This window comes from Pseudovibrio sp. W74, assembly GCF_001623085.1.
GTDB lineage: Bacteria > Pseudomonadota > Alphaproteobacteria > Rhizobiales > Stappiaceae > Pseudovibrio.
Window position 1 is genome coordinate 8,862 of the sequence record NZ_LMCJ01000011.1, and the last position, 18,069, is coordinate 26,930.

16 protein-coding genes and 1 pseudogene are annotated in these 18,069 nt (G+C 51.0%); 8 read left to right on the plus strand and 9 right to left on the minus strand.

Translation table 11 applies throughout. The features are described from left to right. A pseudogene (locus PsW74_RS29640) lies at positions 1–153 on the plus strand (RNA 2',3'-cyclic phosphodiesterase); the annotation flags it as partial. Positions 154–214: 61 nt separating this feature from the next. Here PsW74_RS29640 and PsW74_RS08725 read toward each other — a convergent pair. Further along, positions 215–712, minus strand: coding sequence for a hypothetical protein (locus PsW74_RS08725; RefSeq protein ID WP_063286052.1), 498 nt, complete (start codon positions 710–712; stop codon positions 215–217). 134 nt (positions 713–846) lie between these two features. On the opposite strand from PsW74_RS08725, the gene PsW74_RS28325 reads away from it, so the two are divergent. Further along, positions 847–1,260: a DnaJ family domain-containing protein gene (locus tag PsW74_RS28325; RefSeq protein WP_208980966.1), complete on the plus strand. Its 414-nt coding sequence runs from the start codon at positions 847–849 to the stop codon at positions 1,258–1,260. 31 nt (positions 1,261–1,291) lie between these two features. Here the strand turns inward: PsW74_RS28325 and PsW74_RS08735 are convergent, their stop codons facing one another. Then, positions 1,292–2,965, minus strand: coding sequence for an acyl-CoA dehydrogenase family protein (locus PsW74_RS08735; RefSeq protein ID WP_063286435.1), 1,674 nt, complete (start codon positions 2,963–2,965; stop codon positions 1,292–1,294). 175 nt (positions 2,966–3,140) lie between these two features. Here PsW74_RS08735 and PsW74_RS08740 point away from each other — a divergent pair, with 175 nt between their 5' ends. Beyond that, positions 3,141–4,025: a YihY/virulence factor BrkB family protein gene (locus tag PsW74_RS08740; RefSeq protein WP_063286051.1), complete on the plus strand. Its 885-nt coding sequence runs from the start codon at positions 3,141–3,143 to the stop codon at positions 4,023–4,025. Positions 4,026–4,027: 2 nt separating this feature from the next. On the opposite strand, the gene PsW74_RS08745 is transcribed toward PsW74_RS08740, so the two are convergent. After that, positions 4,028–4,861, minus strand: a complete 834-nt coding sequence (locus tag PsW74_RS08745; RefSeq protein WP_063286434.1) for a DMT family transporter — start codon at positions 4,859–4,861, stop codon at positions 4,028–4,030. A gap of 204 nt (positions 4,862–5,065) precedes the next feature. On the opposite strand from PsW74_RS08745, the gene PsW74_RS08750 reads away from it, so the two are divergent. Together PsW74_RS08750 and PsW74_RS08755 are read left to right on the plus strand one after the other, a co-directional pair. Beyond that, entirely contained in the window at positions 5,066–7,096 is a 2,031-nt protein-coding gene (locus tag PsW74_RS08750) for a HAMP domain-containing methyl-accepting chemotaxis protein (RefSeq protein WP_063286050.1), read from the plus strand. Positions 7,097–7,350: 254 nt separating this feature from the next. Continuing rightward, the gene (locus tag PsW74_RS08755) at positions 7,351–8,550 is read left to right on the plus strand and encodes an FAD-dependent oxidoreductase (protein WP_063286049.1); all 1,200 of its coding nucleotides are present in this window, start codon (positions 7,351–7,353) and stop codon (positions 8,548–8,550) included. 82 nt (positions 8,551–8,632) lie between these two features. Here PsW74_RS08755 and PsW74_RS08760 read toward each other — a convergent pair whose 3' ends face one another. After that, positions 8,633–9,415 (minus strand): alpha/beta fold hydrolase, encoded by a 783-nt coding sequence (locus PsW74_RS08760; RefSeq protein ID WP_057463477.1) that lies wholly within the window; start codon positions 9,413–9,415, stop codon positions 8,633–8,635. A 349-nt stretch (positions 9,416–9,764) separates the two neighbouring features. Here PsW74_RS08760 and PsW74_RS08765 point away from each other — a divergent pair, with 349 nt between their 5' ends. Then, a complete protein-coding gene (locus PsW74_RS08765) occupies positions 9,765–10,376 on the plus strand; it encodes a L,D-transpeptidase (RefSeq protein WP_057463476.1) in 612 nt (203 codons plus the stop codon). 73 nt (positions 10,377–10,449) lie between these two features. On the opposite strand, the gene PsW74_RS08770 is transcribed toward PsW74_RS08765, so the two are convergent. The 5 genes from PsW74_RS08770 to secA form a co-directional block, all read right to left on the minus strand. Further along, positions 10,450–11,142, minus strand: coding sequence for a hypothetical protein (locus tag PsW74_RS08770; RefSeq protein ID WP_208987907.1), 693 nt, complete (start codon positions 11,140–11,142; stop codon positions 10,450–10,452). 248 nt (positions 11,143–11,390) lie between these two features. Next, the gene (locus PsW74_RS08775) at positions 11,391–11,996 is read right to left on the minus strand and encodes a GyrI-like domain-containing protein (protein ID WP_063286048.1); all 606 of its coding nucleotides are present in this window, start codon (positions 11,994–11,996) and stop codon (positions 11,391–11,393) included. Positions 11,997–12,006: 10 nt separating this feature from the next. Beyond that, positions 12,007–12,549 carry a PadR family transcriptional regulator gene (locus PsW74_RS08780; protein ID WP_063286047.1) on the minus strand — a complete coding sequence of 181 codons (543 nt, stop codon included), beginning with the start codon at positions 12,547–12,549 and terminating at the stop codon, positions 12,007–12,009. A gap of 98 nt (positions 12,550–12,647) precedes the next feature. After that, positions 12,648–13,415, minus strand: coding sequence for a class I SAM-dependent methyltransferase (locus tag PsW74_RS08785; RefSeq protein ID WP_208987908.1), 768 nt, complete (start codon positions 13,413–13,415; stop codon positions 12,648–12,650). Positions 13,416–13,586: 171 nt separating this feature from the next. Next, the gene (gene secA / locus PsW74_RS08790) at positions 13,587–16,379 is read right to left on the minus strand and encodes a preprotein translocase subunit SecA (RefSeq protein ID WP_063286046.1); all 2,793 of its coding nucleotides are present in this window, start codon (positions 16,377–16,379) and stop codon (positions 13,587–13,589) included. Positions 16,380–16,645: 266 nt separating this feature from the next. Between secA and PsW74_RS08795 the strand changes: the two genes are divergently transcribed. Together PsW74_RS08795 and PsW74_RS29645 are read left to right on the plus strand one after the other, a co-directional pair. After that, positions 16,646–17,515, plus strand: a complete 870-nt coding sequence (locus PsW74_RS08795) for a peptidylprolyl isomerase (RefSeq protein ID WP_057463472.1) — start codon at positions 16,646–16,648, stop codon at positions 17,513–17,515. A gap of 127 nt (positions 17,516–17,642) precedes the next feature. After that, positions 17,643–18,069 (plus strand): bifunctional ornithine acetyltransferase/N-acetylglutamate synthase (locus PsW74_RS29645; RefSeq protein ID WP_244277849.1); only part of this gene is annotated, 427 nt, incomplete at its 3' end.

Genomic DNA, 18,069 nt, shown 5'->3' on the forward strand with positions numbered 1-18,069 from the left:
ACATCCCCTGCAGAGTTGGCACATTGGCTCGAGATACGTGGTGAATTCTCAGCGCCTGCATTCACCGCTGGGCGGTTTGTGCTCTTCTCAGCAAAAGCGGCAGTGGGCGGCGGACCGTATCTGGTGGAAGAAAGCTATCCGCTGGCTGCCTGACTTGATGGGTTGATTGGGAGAGGTGCCGTACTGGTGCACGCGTCTCTATGAGTAGAACCACTTAGGGCAGGTAGGAGGAGACGTTCTTCATTATCTGACTGCTCTGTCTCTCCAGCCGCCATGAGGTTTGGTGTACTAAGCCTGCTGCTGAGTGGGTTCCTGTCAGCTGATAGATGTCCTTGTTCAGGAAGGCGAGCAGTTCGTCTAGTTCCTGACGCGGGACATAACTGAGGGCGCCAGTTACATGCGCGTAGGCCAATGATGCTGGTTTAGCTGGAATAGTGTTAGTCGCTGTTTTCACTCGATATCGGATCAGCTTTGATTTGGGCTCAAGCCGTACAAGCTTTGATTTTGCTTTGAGTGGTTTCAGAGAGGACTTTGCTGGATAGCGTATGAGTTTGCTATCGGTGGAAATTGGTTTCAATGCATTCTTAGAGGGGGCACTGATTTGAGTAAGGCCCGGGCCAACGGTGCGGGTCTGGGTTAGTGCCCAGGTGCTACCAGCTAATGCCAGTGCTGAGCCCACGATAAGACTTGCAAAAATAAGAGGCCGCAACATCGCGCTCTCCAGTTCGGTATAAATTAAATAAAAATTTAACTAAAATGTACCGTGCAAATTGCATAATGCAACCGGAGATGGTGGATTTATTACCGTAAAGATAAAATCGATAATTTGGCCCGATTGTAAGTTAATTGTATTCAGCAAAAAAATTTAGAAAAATTGCATATGAACATGTTGCAGCCACAGTCATCAGAGAAATTGATCTAAGAAAAACAAAGGATAGAGGTCTGTTTATGGGAATGGATCGACTAATCGAGCAGCAAATTCGCCGATCACAGATGAATGGTTCTATGGATCACCTTGAAGGTGCGGGAAAACCTATCCCCAGAAGGTCCGGGACAAATTTCGCTCAGAGCGCACAAATGAGTGTGGTGAATGGAGCTGGTGGTAGCATTCAGGGAGAACTGACTCTGCGCCGCGAGATCTCCACATTGGAAGATCAGCTTAAAGCTGCGACCAAGACTGACGAGCGATTTGAAATAAGAAAGACGCTTATGGATAAGCGCCTTGAACTCTCAGTTTATGAAGAAGCGCGACGGAAATAGTCGCGCTTCCTGTTCTTTTCGGGAAAACGCTTTACAGCTCGGTTTCATCCAGCAAACGGCGTGCGATTACCTGCGCCTGAATTTCTGCTGCCCCCTCAAAGATTGAGAGAATACGTGCATCGCAGAGTACGCGAGAGATCGGGTATTCCTGTGCAAAGCCGTTGCCGCCATGGATCTGCAGTGCGTTGTCTGCTGCAGCCCAGGCCACGCGTGCGCCCAGTAGTTTCGCCATGCCTGCTTCCAGATCACAACGTCGGCCACTGTCTTTCTCCCAAGCAGAGAAGTAGGTGAGCTGGCGGGCGATCATGGTTTCGCAGGCGATGATGGCGAGCTTGTCAGATACACGCGGGAAGTTGATGAGTGACTTGCCAAACTGGACACGCTCTTGCGCATAACGCAGGCCAAGGTCCAGAGCACATTGAGCGACGCCGATTGCACGGGCGGCAGTTTGAATGCGGGCGGACTCGAAGGTTTGCATGAGTTGTTTGAAGCCCTGACCTTCCACCTGACCCAGCAGGTTTTCGTCTTTGACTTCAAAACCATCAAACGCGATTTCGTATTCCTTCATACCGCGATAGCCGAGAACTTCAATCTCACCACCTGACATGCCTTCAGCCGGGAATGGCTCTTCATCTGTTCCGCGAGGCTTTTCCGCGATGAACATGGACAGGCCTTTGTAACCAGGCTCTTCCGGCTTGGTGCGGGTGAGCAAGGTCATGATGTCGGCACGGACCGGGTGGGTGATCCATGTTTTGTTGCCGGAGACCTTCCATGTGTCGCCGTCTTTAACTGCGCGTGTTTTCAACGATGCGAGGTCTGAGCCGGTGTTTGGTTCGGTGAAGACTGCGGTTGGCAGAGTTTCGCCAGAGGCGATGCGTGGGAGCCACTTGGCTTTCTGTTCTTCCGTACCGCCGCCGAGAATGAGCTCTGCTGCAATTTCGGAGCGGGTGCCAAGGGAGCCAACACCGATATAGGCTCGGGAGAGTTCCTCTGAGACCACGCACATGGATTCTTTGCCAAGACCCATGCCGCCGAATTCTTCCGGAATCGTCAGGCCGAATACGCCCATCTCTGCCATCTCATTGATGATCTCAAGGGGGATGTATTCGTTTTTCAGGTGCCATTCGTGAGCAAACGGAGTGACCTTTGCTTCGGCAAACTTTCGCATCTCTTCGCGAATTTGCTCGTAGGTCTCGTCCAGTCCCGTTGCGCCGATGGTGGATTGACCTTCTGCGTGCTGCATGAGTTCTGCAAGACGCGTGCGCAGGGCTGGTTGGGTGCCGTCTGCAATGACTGCTTCAACAGCTTCGGTGTGATGACTGTTTGCTTCGCTGCGGCTGATGCCTAGGTCAGAGAGGCGAAGTATTTCGCCCTGACTCATTGGCAGACCGCCAAAGACTTGTGCGGTGTATTCTGCAAGGCCTATGCGCAGGATCAGGCTTTCCACTTCGCCGAAGGTGCCTTCGGTTTCCAGCCGTTCGCCGTATGCGTTCAGCTGCTTGAGGGCTTCCACATAAGTTGCAAGCCAGGCAAGACCGTGGGTGGCACGCTGTTCCTGCTCCATGAGAGCGGAGGCGATGCGGCCATCTTTCAATACGCGCAGTTTTACGTTTTTGCGCGCGATGCCAAGCAGAGCTTCAAGAGATTGTAGCGCCTGAGCACGTGTTTCTTTCGATGGTGCGACTGCTTGTTCTATTGTATTCACCGTTTCCGACACGGCTTGCCTCCCTCAATCCACTCGGTCATTGTGCACTGCAAACTTAAATGGGATGTGTATTTGTGCAATGCCCTAAAGGTGGGAGCTTTCTTCATGAATATTTCTTGAAGTCCCGTCTATTATCTAACTTGAAACTTACAGAGAAACAGACCAGATCAGTTTTATGAAGAAACGTGGCCTTTGGGGAAAATTGTATCAGGTGCTTGCAGATGCTCTCGGGCATTTCAACTCTGATGATGGCTATGCAGTGGCGAGCCATGTGGCTTTGTCATCATTGATGGCTCTGTTTCCATTTTTGATATTTGTGGCGGCGTTCTCTGGTTTTCTTGGTCTGAACTCGGTTGCACAAAGTGCGACGGAGTTGATCTTTGATGTCTGGCCCGAACGTGTGGCTGGCCCTGTTTCCGGTGAAATCAAAGCCGTTCTCACTCAGCCGCGTGGTGATTTGCTGACCTTTGGTGTGGTCGTCACGCTGTGGTTCTCGTCCAATGGCGTTGAGGCCATGCGAGTCGGGTTGAACCGTGCTTATCGTGTTCGAGATAATCGCAGTTGGTTCTTCTGCCGAACACAATCCATTCTGGCGGTTCTGATTGGAACGGCTGTTTTGATGGTTTCAACGTTCCTGATCGTGTTTGGTCCGCTGGCTTGGGAATGGGCTGTTCATCTGGCACCGGTTATGGAGCAGTTCAGCTACAAGGCGAATATTGTCCGTTATGGCATCACATCTTTGTTGCTGATGTTTGCTCTGCTGGCAGCTCATATGTATCTGCCGGCTGGCCGTCGTAGCTTCTTTGAAGTGTTGCCCGGTATTATACTGACAATGATCCTCTGGATTATTGCTGGTACAGCCTTTGGTGCTTATCTGGCGCGGTGGGCGAACTATGTGTCTTTGTATGCTGGTCTAGCTGGTATTATGACGGCCATCATCTTTATGTATCTGACAGCCGTCATCTTTATTCTGGGTGGCGAGTTTAATGCGGCGCTAATGCGTGTTCGCCGTGTGAACCAGCGTGTTGAGGCTGGTCCTTTTTCTGATGCTGAAGGCTGAGCTTAAGCTTTCTGCTTTGGCCGACAAACCGCGATTGCTACCACAACGATTGCCATGCCAATCAGCTGAATGAAGTTGAGCGTCTCTCCGAAAAGGAAGTAGCTTTCGACGGCAGCTGCGACGGGTGTCAGGTAGAACAGTGTTGCTGTTGTCGACGCGGCTCCATGCTGGAGCAGGTACATGAGCAGCAGGACTGCTCCCACAGACAACACAATGACCAGCCATGCCAGCGCGAAGATCAGATCTCCTGACCAGGTGATGACCCAGCTTTCCGTCATGGACAGCGGCAGCGTTATGAGCAAGGCGCCGAAATACTGGTAGAAGATGCCTGTGACCAGATCAGTATTCAATGGCTGACGCTTTTGCCATGTGGTGCCGAAGGCGATGCCAAGGGTTGCCACAAAGGCGGCTGCAACAGTCCAAAGAGGGATCTGCGCAACGCCGCTTCCCATCTTAGGCAGGATCACCAGCACGATACCGACAAACCCGGCGGCCAGGCCGATCCATTGGCGCGGCGTCACATCTTCCTTCAGCAGGAAATATGCGAGTGTGCCGGTGATGAAAGGCTGCAGACCAGTGATGAGAGCGGTTACGCCTGCTGGCATTCCGTTGTCGATGGCCCAGAAGACCCCCGAGAGATAGATGCCATGGACCAGCATGCCTGTGATGACGGCATGGAGGACCTGCTGGCGCGTTAAAGCAAAGCTTCTGCCAGACAACCAGATAATGATGCCCATCAACGGCAGGACGAGCAGAAAGCGGAGACTCAAGAACGCAAAAGGCTCTGAGTAGGGCGCTCCAAGGCGTGCACCGATGAAACCGGTGGACCAGAGCAAAACGAAGATAATGGGAACTAATTTGGTAAGCGAGAGCAATGGTGTGTCTTATTTTTATGCGTCCTTAGCACATGACGCTGGGTGGGCTGAGCAACAAAATCATTTGTGCGATGCATTATTTGTAATCTTTAAACGATTTGAACCTATACCTGTGAGGAATAATTAAAAATACTATTAGTAATTTTATCGGTCTAGGGGTCTCCGATGCGAGTAAATTGGAAGCGGGCTATTTCTTCTACGGGAAATAAAGTTTTCTCGTTAACTCGAAATGTAAGTATTCGGTTTCGGGCAATTGCTCTTGGTATTCTGACACTTATCGGATTTGGTGGTGTTGGCTTTGTTTATCTTTGGAGCCAACAGCAAACAGAGGCTGCCTTTCTGCAGTCGAAAGAATACACCGAACTTGCTGAGCTGAGCCAGACGATTGCAATTACCGCGGGTGTGCTGCAATCGACACAAAAAGATTATGAAAATGTGCCGAGCGACAGCCTGAAAAGTCGATTCGACACGTTGGTTGGTGAAGCGCAGACTGAGTTGCAGGAACTGAGTACTCTTCCGGTTGCCATGGATTACTTCCTCGAAATTTCCGATGCGCGGGATACCGTTGATGCAATCAGTGGTGCCTTTGAGATGTTGCATGGCTACCAGTCCACGCTTGGATATGATGCGGACCGTGGCTTGCAGAAAGAGCTGTCCGCCGCGCTTTCTCAGGCAGAATCCGCTGTTAAACAAAAGCACAGACGTAGCAAAGACCCTAATACGCTGAAGCTGATGCATACGTTTAGTGATCTGGCGCGTGCGCAACTGGACTATGCGCTTACGGGTAGCCAAAATTCTCTGGGTGCGTTTGAAGTTGCATTCTCCCGTTATGAGCGCACCGTGCCGCGAGCACAAATTGACCCGGCTGTTGCTGAGAAGGTCAAAACCAATATGCTGGCCTACAAGAAGGCGTTTGAGGCTTACTCTAAGGCCTTTGATAAGCGGGCGACGAGTTCTGAGCTGCTGGCGAATCTGTTTGACCTTCTTCCGCCACGGCTTGATGAGTTGAAAAACTCTGCGGTGCAGGGTGCGAATGATGCGCAGGCGCGCCTGACGGCGACCACACAGCAGACAAACCTTTATCTGGGCATTGCAGTTGGTGGTATCGCGCTAACGCTGTTCATTCTTGGCTCTCTCCTAATCTTCGGTATTTTGCGTAATCTGAATGCGTTGCGTAATGCTATGGCATTGCTGGCGAAGAATGATTTGTCAGCTGTGATCCCTCTCAATAAAGGCGGTAGGGAAATCTCCGCCATGGCGCAGACACTGCAGGTGTTCCGCGACAATATTGAGGAGCGGCGCAAGCTGCAGGATCATCAAGATAATGAAAATGCTGAGAAACAGGCCCGTGCCGAGCAAGTTGATAATCTCATTGTTGGCTTCGAGCAAACCGTTGCTGAAGCGCTGAGTAGTCTGCACAGCGCTGCGGATGGGCTTGGTGAAGCGTCTAATGATGTGGGATCTGCTGCAGACAACGTATCGAAAGAAGCCGTATCTGCTGGTCGTGCCGTTGAGAGTGCTGCTGAGAATGTTTCCAGCGCATCTGCTGCGACGGAAGAGCTGGCCATGTCCATCAACGAGATTGCGGGACAGGCTGAGCAATCAACGAGCGTTGCAGACCGAGCGGTTGAAGGTTCAAAAGCGACTGCTGAGACCATGAATCTGTTGAGTGATGCAGCAAATCGTATTGGTGAGGCTGTTGGGCTCATTCGTGATATTGCGAACCAGACGAACTTGCTTGCTCTGAACGCGACCATTGAAGCAGCCCGTGCGGGTGAACATGGCAAAGGCTTTGCTGTGGTGGCATCTGAAGTGAAGATGCTGGCAAATCAGACTTCTCAGGCAACTGAGGAAATTGCACAGCAGGTTGGCTCCATTCAGGAAGCCTCAGCGGAAGCGGTCGGCGCTATTGGCGATGTGAGTGATGTTATTCACGAAATGAGCCAGATCGCGGCGGCTGTTGCAGCATCTGTTGAGCAGCAGAACGCAGCTATTCAGTCGATTACTGAAAATGTGGCGAATGCGACGCAAAGCTCGCAAGAAGGAGCGAGTGCAATGCAGATGGTTGAAAATGCATCCAGTAATGCACGTAGCACTGGCGGTACAGTGTCTGATCTTGCCGACGCGCTTTCTCGTCAGGCAGATCACATCAACAATACTGTTGGTGCATTCCTTGAAAAAGTGCGCGCTGCCTAAAGCAGTTTGCTTTCGTTTCGATGGCTTCAAACTGCTTTAGGGATTTGCCCGGCGTATCTTTTTCTGAAAACCGCAAGGCACTTTTCAGCGATACGACCTTAAGATCTTCACAAATTTTCATTTTAAATGTGGCGCTTGCTCTGGTTTTTGCCAGGGCTAAGCGCCACATTGCTTTTGCGGTACGGGTTTGTTGAGCAAAGCAGACAATACGGATCTGCTGTGTTTTCTGTCTGCGGCTAATACGGGTTTTGAGAATGATTAATAAGATTGTTGTGGTGGGTGCTGGGCAAGCAGGTGTGCAGGCCGCACAAACTCTTCGACAAAAGGGATATGAAGGTGAGCTTGTGATGCTTGGAAACGAGCCTCAGCCGCCTTATCAACGCCCGCCGCTCTCCAAGAAGTTTCTGAGTGGAGATGTGGCGCCGGATGCGCTGTTTATTCGTCCAGAAGCGTTTTATGAAACCAACAATATCAATCTGAAGGTCAATGCGCATGTTGATAGCATTGATCTGGAGAAGAAGAGTGTCAGGCTGGCAAGCGGTGAAGAGGTGAGTTGGGACAAGTTGCTGCTTGCAACCGGAACCCGCGCTCGCGATTTGCCATTGCCGGGTGCGGAGCTGGAAGGCGTTGTGACGCTTCGCTCCATTGGTGATGTTGAGCTCATCAAGCAACTCTTTGTGCCTGGCAAGAAACTCGTTGTTATCGGTGGCGGTTATATCGGTCTGGAAGTGACGGCTGTTGCAAAGAGCATGGGGCTGGATGTTGTTGTGCTGGAAGCGCAGGAGCGTCTGCTGAAGCGTGTGGTTTCGCCCGACATCTCATCGTTCTTCCATGGTTTGCATTCCGGCAATGGAGCGGAACTCTTTTGCGGAACCGGTGTGACCAGCATTGAAGGGACTGATGGCAAAGTTTCTTCCGTGAAACTTGCTGATGGCAGTGAAATTCCGTGTGATCTGGTACTTTCTGCTGTTGGTGCTGTGCCGAATGCGGAGCTTGCAGAGGCCGCTGGTCTGGACGTGGATGATGGCATTCTGGTTGATGGAGCAGGGCAGACCTCTCACGAGGATGTTTATGCTTGCGGCGATTGTGTTCGCTTCTTCTCAGAGCGCTATGGTCGTAGCATTCGTCTGGAGAGCGTTCAAAATGCAATTGATCAGGCAAAAGCTGTCGCAGTTGCGTTGACTGATCCCGACCATGATCACAGTCACGACTATGACCCGTTGCCGTGGTTCTGGTCTGACCAGCACCATATCAAGCTGCAGATTGCCGGATTGTCTAATGGATACGATGAGGCTGTGCTTGTGGGGGATACAAGTTCCGACAGTTTCTATGTCGCGTATCTGGAAAAAGGCAAGCTGATTGCGGTTGATAGCATCAACCATCCGCGTTCGCACATGATGGCGCGCCGGGTGATTGGGCAGGAGTGGAAAGACGGCCTGCTTCCACCAGCTTAAGTCGACGATCTTAAAGGCGTGCCAGAGAGAGCTCCGGCACGCTTTTTTAGTCAAACCTCAGCACAAAGGTTGGATGTTGGCTTTAGCGGGTGTTTTCCAGAATAAGCCGGATCACTTCCTGCGGGATCTCCATGTGAACCATGTGGCCGACACGATCGAAAACGTGGCAGGCGATTGGTCCTGGCAGTTTATGGCATTGGCGGGTTGGCAAGATCTTGTCCTGCGTGCCCCAGACCACCTTGATTGGCATTGGCAGTTCGCCGAGTTTACCAGTTGGCAGTACGCCCTGACTTTCACCTTCCAGAATAAGGCCTGATACAGCTTTGAGTGCTTCAGCAGCGCCCGGAGTGGAACGCTGCGTGGCCACATAGTCTGCCAATTTCTTCGGAAGCTCGAAGTCAAGGCCGACAAATTGTTCCAGCAGCACTTGTTGTTCTGCTTCTGTTTGGCCAACTGCGTAACGGCGTAGAAGCTTTGCGTTGATCTCTGGACCGAACCCGCCCGGAGCAAGCAAAGTGAGGCTTGCAATGCGTTCTGGGCTGCGCATGGCGATCAGTGTTGCAATTGCACCGCCCATGCTGTGACCGACTAGGTGGACGCGGTCGAGCTTCAGCGCATCGAGAGATTTCACGACGGCTTTTGCTGAGCCCACAGCGTTGCATGGCTCAAAATCGGCCAGTGCACGTCCGTGAGCAGGAAGGTCAAACGCGATTGTGCGACGTTTGTTTTCTAACTGAACTTGAATATTGCGCCATGTGCTGGCGTCGCCACCAAAGCCATGGATGAAAATAATTGGTTCTGCGCTTTCAGGGCCAAAGGCGGTGAAAGGCAGGCAGGTTACATCTTGGATACTATCGATATTCATATAAGGCCTCCCATTGGCCGTATTATATGCCCCTTTCATTCAGAGGTTTACCTGTGACTTAGGCTAAGGCAGGATTTTTTTATCAGCGGACGAACCGATAGAATTGAGCGAAAATTTTGCTTGGCATGAGGAAAATTGAAAAAAGTGAAACAAATGACCCGCGGAAGTGAGGTTTTGCTTGGATATCGATTATCAGATGTTGATAATCAGTCTCAATTTGAAACATATGGAAACTCAGAGGTCCGAGAATTTTTTTTGTTAGAGTTTGTTCTTTCTCGGCGCTGATTTATTTTTAAAATTCGACAGGTCCCGCAGGGTCAGGGGCTATCGCCAATTTCAGGGGGTGACGATGCGAGGACATCTTCGCAAGGGAATATTTGCTGTCATTTGTACGTTGGTTAGCTTTGTGTTTGTAGCACCGGCAAGCGCGGGCAAGCTGTGGAATCCAGACACACGCCAATGGGACATCTTCCCAGATTCTCCTGCTATGGCATCCAACTCAGCTCGCCGTAAGTTCAAGCGTAAGCTGATCACGTACCGCACTAATGAGAAGCCAGGTACCATCATCATTGATACCGAAGAACGCTATCTCTACCACGTGCAGGAAAGCGGCAAAGCGATGCGTTATGGCATCGGTGTTGGCCGTGAAGGTTTTGAGTGGAATGGTACCGAGCGTATCACCCGCAAAGCAAAATGGCCGGGTTGGACACCGCCGGAAGAAATGCGCCGTCGTGAAGCGAAAAAAGGCCGTACCCTTCCACGTTACATGAAGGGCGGTCCAGACAACCCATTGGGTGCGCGTGCGCTGTATCTAGGTGCTACCATCTACCGTATCCACGGTACGACTGAGGACTGGAGCATCGGTCGTGCTGTTTCATCCGGATGTATCCGCATGTTCAACGAAGATGTTTCCTATCTTTATGACCATGTCGATATCGGTGCCAAGGTTGTCGTGAACTAAGTCACGATCGACAGGCTAAGAGAATTAAACCCGGGGTGACCCGGGTTTTTTTTATTGGGCGGATAGATACGGTTTAGCGGTAGCCATCTGAGACTGGTCTGCAGCACCCTTTGAGTGTCAATGGTTTTTGTCCAGGCTGTGTGATGGTGGCGACGGCCTCTCCCCAGACGAAAGAGTCCAATGGGGTGAAAGTGCATTGCTTCTCGGAGATGGTCATTTTTAGATCGATGCTTTCATTACCTGCCTGAAGCAATGTAGTGTTCTTGTCTGTTTCTGCTTTTACTGACTGAAACGGGACACGATGGAGCAGTCCGGTGATGTTCGAGTAAGTTACGACGCTGGAGTTCCACTCAATACTCCAAGACGGCTCAGTTCCTCCGCAGACACCCAGAACTGGCAGATTTGTCCCGGTGAATGGGACGGGTATGGCGGCTTTCAGCTTTTGGGCTTCAACCCAACCCTCTATCTCTCCGAGGCTGACATGTTGCCAGCGTAGATCGTCAACCCGCTTTTGTTGACCGTCGGAGTTGAGGATTGTATCTCCAGGCAGTTGAACAATAACAGCTGCATCGTCTGATGGTGCATCGTAGATGGAGAGTAGGACGCCGAGGCTTTGGTCTACCTGACTGTAGTAGCCGGGGGGCACTTTAAGTGCCTGGGGAGTGGCTGGTTGCTCAGAGGCCGTGTCTGAGACCGGCGCCTGATCCTTTTGTGAAGAGGGTAGGGTTTCTGATTGTGCCGTGGCTGGCCGTGTTAGCATTCCCATTGAAATGCTGCTCACTAACATCAATGTTAGAAACTGATGAAGTGCATTCCCAGACAAATCTGAGGTCATCTTTTGCTCCTGAGACGCGGATGCTAACATCTCCGCTGCCACTCGTTTTGTTTTCTCAGGATAGTAGCGGAGTATCGCCTAGGAATTCTTAAGTTGTAAAGTGCTGTTGTTTCTCGTCTTTTGGTTTGATGATGCTTGCAATTCTTTGTCGAGCCCGAGATGGAAGTTTGAAACAGCACCTAGATCACAGGTTGCCTGATGACCGTTTTTCTCTTTTCCGGTGCTGTTCGGGTTGAGTCATTAAGGTAGATTTCGTGATGATGTCCGTTAGGTTTCAGAGAATGTTCCGGGAGAAACTCCTGATGAAGTTTTGCGCAAACATTGCGAAGATCCTCATAAGGACCCTTGTGAAGGATCTGGACTGAACGGCCTTCTGTCAGAATACCTCTTTGCAATGATGCTGGTTTTTCTCCGAGACGCTCTATTGCAGTTTCCACGCCTTGAGCGAAGAGGGTGTCATCGGTCCAGTGAGGCAGGACAATCATCAAACGCCACTTCAACTTGTCTTTGTTGCCGGTGATGAGATCGGTCACATCGTCGGCCCACCACAGACACTCTATAGGTGGTTCCACAAAGCGCTTGCCAAGTCGTTTCTTTGTGTCGAGCTTGATGGGGTAGATCACGGTGAAAAGCCATTTAATCGCCTGGGCGAATGCTTCTCCTTCAGGATTGCCATGTCCATCAATCATAGCGAATTGCATGTCGGGAACATCGACAAATGTAAAACAGTCGCTTGGTGGCCGATATAACTCATAGAGCCTGTCTCTGAAATCGGTTGTTGTCATAGCTATGTCCTCATGTGTTCCATGGTTTGCAGGTCATGTAGTCCAGAGTTTTCTGAAGCCAGTCGGCCTCTGATTTGAGCTGAGTGATGGAGTAGTCAAAGAGGGCTTCGACGTGATCAGGCAAAGGTTGTTGGTCTAATTGGATGTTTTCAATTCGGGAGATTTCTTTTTGTATTACTTTGCCACGCTCGCTTAAGGCGCTAAGGGCTTGGTCTCGTTGCAGCGTCGGCCAATGGATCATGCCCAAGAGGAGGGATGAGTATGTTGGACGAACTGTTGTGATAGCTGAGAGGGTTTGTGCAATGAGAGCTTGGCGGCCTGCCTCTGTCATGAGGAAGCTCTTCTTTGCCTTAACACCAGTGGGCTTTTCTGCAGTGACAAAGCCTTTCTTCTCCAGCTTGCCCAGCACGAAGTAGATGGAAGAGAACCCGATTTGCGTCCACTCGCGCATGCCTCGCTGCTCTATGACCTGCTCCAGCTCATAGCCATGGCGGGGCATCTCGGAGACAAGGCCGAGGACGAGCAGTTCGCTGTCAGTGAGGCTTTCAGACATACTATCCTAGCCTTAGAATAAAATTATATTCTAGTACTAGAATAAGTAATGTTGAGTCGTCAACGTCTGGCTTTTCAGAGGATGATGTGTGGGGAGGGTTATTGTTTGCGGGTGATCATGACGAGCATGTTGTCGCGTAGGCTGACATGCTGGCGATAGAGCAGGAGGCAGCGGCAGCTGAATTCACTTTCCCGCTTTTGGAAGTACTCGGCATAGCGATGAATGTCGTGCCGGTTCACATCCTCGATCATGTAAACGCCATTGCTTGCGAGCAGGTCTACAATGTTCTCGAAGAAGACAATCCCCGCTTCGTAATGGTGGAGGCCATCATCGATGATCAGGTCGTAGGGCTCTGGCTTTGCGGCGGTTTTGAAGCCTGAGATGCTTTCCGGGCTGGTCTGATCCACCTGATAGGTCTGAATGCGAGAGTCAGAGAATAAGCATTTTTCGTCAATGTCGAGGCCGGTTATCTCAGCATTTGGGAAATAGTCTCTCCAGACGCGAAGGGAAGCGCCGGGTTTGCCTTCTTTGCCCATGTTTGAAAGGCAGCTGGTGTCATTCGTACCGATGCCGCATTCGAGCACGTTTGTGATCTTGTCTCGGCAATGATCGAAAATCATGCTGTAGAAATCGGTGTAAGTGTGAGGCTCCCAGTTGAATTGGGTGGTTTCCGGGCAGTTGGTGCCTTTGTCGCTGCCGTACACATCGCAGAGTTGAGCCAGATAGCTGTTTTTTGCAGGTGCGTAGAATGCTTCAATACGCTGTCCGAGATGCACTTCAACGGATGCTCGTGTTCTTTCCAGTTTAGTTTTTGGGGTGAGCTGTCGGAGGACCTTGTTAAAATCGAGCGTGCTTGAAGTGTTCATGTTTTGCCGCTTCTTACAAATTAGAGCTGAAAGAAGCGTAGATTAACATTCTCAGGTTTTGGGAATACTCCTGCCTTTCTGGTGCAGATTTCCTTGGTGTGAAGCGGGAGGTCGTCTGTAATAAAAAAGGGCCGCCGAAGCAGCCCTTTCTTGAACTTGATTAATGTCGGATCAGACAAGTGCACCGTGGCAATGCTTGTACTTTTTGCCAGATCCACATGGACAAGGCTCATTCCGACCTACACGACCCCATGTTTCGGGATCATCTGACTCACGACCGTCAGGTGCAGATGCTGCACGTGCTTCAGCCAGTTGGCGGTCCGCTTCCATCATCTCGTCTTCACCAGTCATAGGATTGGTGTGATGTGCTTCCATGTGGGAAGGCATCTGCGGTGTTTCCGGAGCCTGCTGCTGAACCAACTCAACCATCATCAACTGTGATGTAGTGGTCTGGCGCAGGGTGCTCAGCATGTTTTCAAAGAGAGTGAAGGACTCCGTTTTGTATTCCTGAAGTGGATCACGCTGTGCGTAGCCACGCAGACCAACTGCAGAACGCAGGTGATCAAGGTTCGCCAGATGCTCACGCCACAGGTTGTCGATGGTTTGCAGAAGAACTGCACGCTCGATCTGACGCATAACGTCTGGACCGTAGTTTGCAGCCTTACTCGCCATAACCTGATTGGCTTCCTTCTTCAGGCGCGCGGTGACTTCTTCGTCTGCAATGCCTTCCTCGTTTGCCCATTCAATGATTGGCAGGTCGAGGTTCAGCTTTGTTCGTGCTTCTTCCTGAAGGCCTTCAGTGTCCCACTGCTCAGGGTAAGCGCGCTCTGGAATGTGTGCTGCAACGAGATCTTCGACGAACTCTTCGCGCATTTCCACAACAGCTTCCTGAGTAACTTCAGGGTCCATCATTTCGAGGCGCTGATCGAAGACGACTTTACGCTGGTCGTTCATCACGTCATCGAACTTCAGCAGGTTCTTACGAATGTCGAAGTTGCGAGCTTCCACTTTCTGCTGAGCTTTTTCCAGTGCCTTGTTGATCCAAGGGTGAACGATTGCCTCACCGTCCTGCAGGCCAAGCTTCTGAAGCATGGAGTCCATGCGCTCAGAACCGAAGATGCGCATCAGATCATCCTGAAGAGACAGGAAGAACTTGGAGTGACCAGGGTCACCCTGACGGCCAGAACGACCGCGCAGCTGGTTATCAATGCGGCGGCTTTCGTGGCGCTCTGTTGCAACAACGTAGAGGCCGCCAGCCTGAAGAGCTTTCTGCTTAAGCGCTTCAACTTCTTTTTTGATGGCGTCTTCTTTTGCAGTACGCTCAGCGCCCTCAGGCATGTCGCCCAGTTCGTTCGCGATACGCATTTCAACGTTACCACCGAGCTGGATATCTGTACCACGGCCAGCCATGTTGGTTGCAATGGTCACAGCACCAGGCACACCTGCCTGCGCGATGATGCTTGCTTCCTGCTCATGGTAACGTGCGTTCAGAACTGCGAAGACCTTCTTTTTACCTGCATCCTTGCCGGTGTACATGCTTGCAAAGCCGAGCGGGTCTGACACATCGATCTGAGTGTAGCCGTTCTTGATGAGCAGCTCGGCGAGCATCTCGGACTTTTCAATGGATGTTGTACCTACCAGAACAGGCTGACCGCGTTCATGGCAGTCATCTACGAGTACCTGAATGGCGTCGTACTTTTCGGCAACTGTGCGGTACACTTCATCGTCGTCATCGACACGCTGAACAGCAACGTTGGTTGGAATATCCACCACGTCTAGGCTGTAGATGTCCATAAACTCTTCAGCTTCCGTCATTGCTGTACCGGTCATACCAGCCAGCTTGTCGTACATGCGGAAGTAGTTCTGGAATGTGATGGATGCGAGTGTCTGGTTCTCTGGCTGGATAGCAGCTTTTTCTTTTGCTTCCAAAGCCTGATGGAGGCCCTCAGAGAAACGACGGCCCGGCATCATACGGCCAGTGAACTCGTCAATAATAACGACTTCATCGTTGCGGACGATGTAATCTTTATCGCGTTGGAAAAGCTTATGCGCTTTCAGACCCTGCTGAAGATGGTGAACAGCTGTCACGTTCTCCACGTCATAAAGCGATTCGCCCTTTAGAAGATCTGCTTCTGTCAAGAGTTGCTCAAGCTTCTCGTTACCTGCTTCGGTGAAGGTTGCGGAGCGAGCTTTCTCGTCGAGTTCAAAGTCCTCTTCAGTCAACTGAGGAATAAATGTATCGATGAGATTGTAGAAGTCTGTACGATCTTCCAGCGGGCCGGAAATAATCAGAGGGGTACGAGCTTCATCCACGAGAATGGAGTCGACTTCATCCACGATTGCATAATGATGTGGGCGCTGGCACATGGACTCGCGATCATACTTCATGTTGTCACGAAGATAATCGAAGCCGAATTCGTTGTTGGTGCCGTATGTGACGTCCGCTGCATAAGCGGCTTTACGCTCTTCATCAGAGATGCCGTGTACGATCAAACCAGTTGTCAGACCGAGGAACCGGTAAACCTGACCCATCCATTCGATATCACGCGTTGCCAGGTAATCGTTCACAGTCACAACGTGAACGCCCTTACTTGTCAATGCGTTAAGGTATACTGGAGCCGTTGCAACAAGGGTCTTACCTTCACCGGTGCGCATTTCGGTGATTTCTCCAGCATGGAGAACCATACCACCGATGAGCTGCACGTCGTAGTGCCGAAGACCAAGGACGCGGCGGGAAGCTTCCCGCACGACTGCAAATGCCGGAACCAAGAGGTCGTCCAGCTTAGCGCCGTTTGCCAGTTGCTCGCGGAACTCGTCAGTTTTGGCTCTCAGCTGTTCATCTGTCAGAGCTTCCATTTCCGGCTCCAAAGCAGAAATAGCGTCTACTGTGGGCTTGAGTGTCTTAATCCGACGGTCATTTGCTGAACCAAATATCTTACGAGCGAGTGCGCCGAGCCCCACCATGTGGCGGTCCTTCCTACTTTGGGCGCGCCGGTTTTTTCACGTCGCGGTCGGGCCCTAAAAATCTTCACATTCGTGATCTAACCAGTCAAAACTCTGTGAGTCTGATCTGGGTCACAGCATATTAAACACCTGCGAGTAAAAAAGCAGGCGACAGAGAGATAAGAGTGGGCCGAAAGGTTGTCAACGGCAGTTGCCGTCGCAATATAGTGCTTTGTTGTTTTGCAACTCTTTTTAAACTCTCCATAAACAGGAAAGAAAGTGATCTTATGCTTCGTAAATTTACAGGGATCCTAGGTAGTTCAGTTGCTGTTGCTGCTCTGGTTATTGGGCTGAGTGCAGCGCAGGCACAGGATGCTGATGCGGCTCCAGATCTGGACAAGCCAGTTGCGAAGGTTGGCCAGAGCGTTATTACCGAAGCTGATCTTGCTTATGCAGCTCAAGATTACGCGCAGCAGCTGCAGCGTGTTCCACCAACCGAATGGCGCAAGGTTTTGACCGATGTGTTGGTTGAGATGAACCTGCTTGCAGAAGCCGGCGCAGAAGAAAAACTTGCAGAAACTGATGATTTTAAACGCTTAATGGCATTTGAACGCACGCGTGCACTTCGCAATGCGTATTTCCAGAAGTACATTCAGAGCGCTATCACCGAAGACGAAGTTAAGGCTGCTTACGAGGCTGAGTATGCCAACTATCAGGGTGCTCCAGAGATCAATGCAGCGCACATCCTTGTAGAGAAGGAAGATGAGGCGAAGGACATCATTAAGCAGCTCGAAGGTGGTGCGGACTTTGCTGAGCTTGCAAAGGAAAAGTCCACTGGTCCTTCCGGCCCTAACGGTGGTGACCTTGGTTTCTTCGGAAAAGGCCAGATGGTCCCTGAGTTTGAAACAGCTGCTTTTGCTCTGAAACCGGGTGAGTTTACAAAAGAGCCTGTGCAAACACAGTTCGGTTATCACGTAATCCTGAACAAGGAAGCACGCACACAGTCCGCTCCAGCCTTTGAAACGGCTGAAGGTCAGATCCGTCAGGAGCTGGTTCTGACGAAATTCCGTGAGGTGCTTGAAGAGCTGAAAGCCAAGAACACTGTGGAAATCATCGGTGCCGATGCTGATGAAGCGAAAGCTGAAGAAAGCAAATAATAGGCTAGTGCTTATTAGCTTTGCTGATTATTGAAATAAAACATCTTGTTTTTGTAGCCTCGGATGGCTTAGGCCTTCCGGGGCTACTTTTTTGCTGCATAGACACAGTTTTCTTCGGGAGGTTTTCATGTCCGCGACCATTTCTCCACTCGCACCCAAGTCCTATCCAGAACTTCCGGAAGTTAAGGGCGTTCGAATGGCAACTGCTGCAGCTGGTCTGAAGTATGAAGGACGTACTGACGTTCTCCTGACTGTGTTTGATGAGCCTGCTCAGATTGCTGGTGTGTTCACGACATCTAAATGCACGAGTGCTCCGGTTGACTGGTGTAAGCAGAACCTTTCCAAGGGTGTTGCGCGTGCAATTATGGTCAACTCCGGGAATGCGAATGCGTTTACGGGCAAGAAGGGGCTCGCATCTGTTGAGCTCTCAGCGGACATCCTTTCAAAGGCAACCGGGTTTGCTGCGGATGAGCTATATCTGGCGTCTACCGGTGTGATTGGCGAGCCGCTGCCGGCTGAGAAATTTGCTGGTGTGGCTGGTGGCCTGGTGGCTG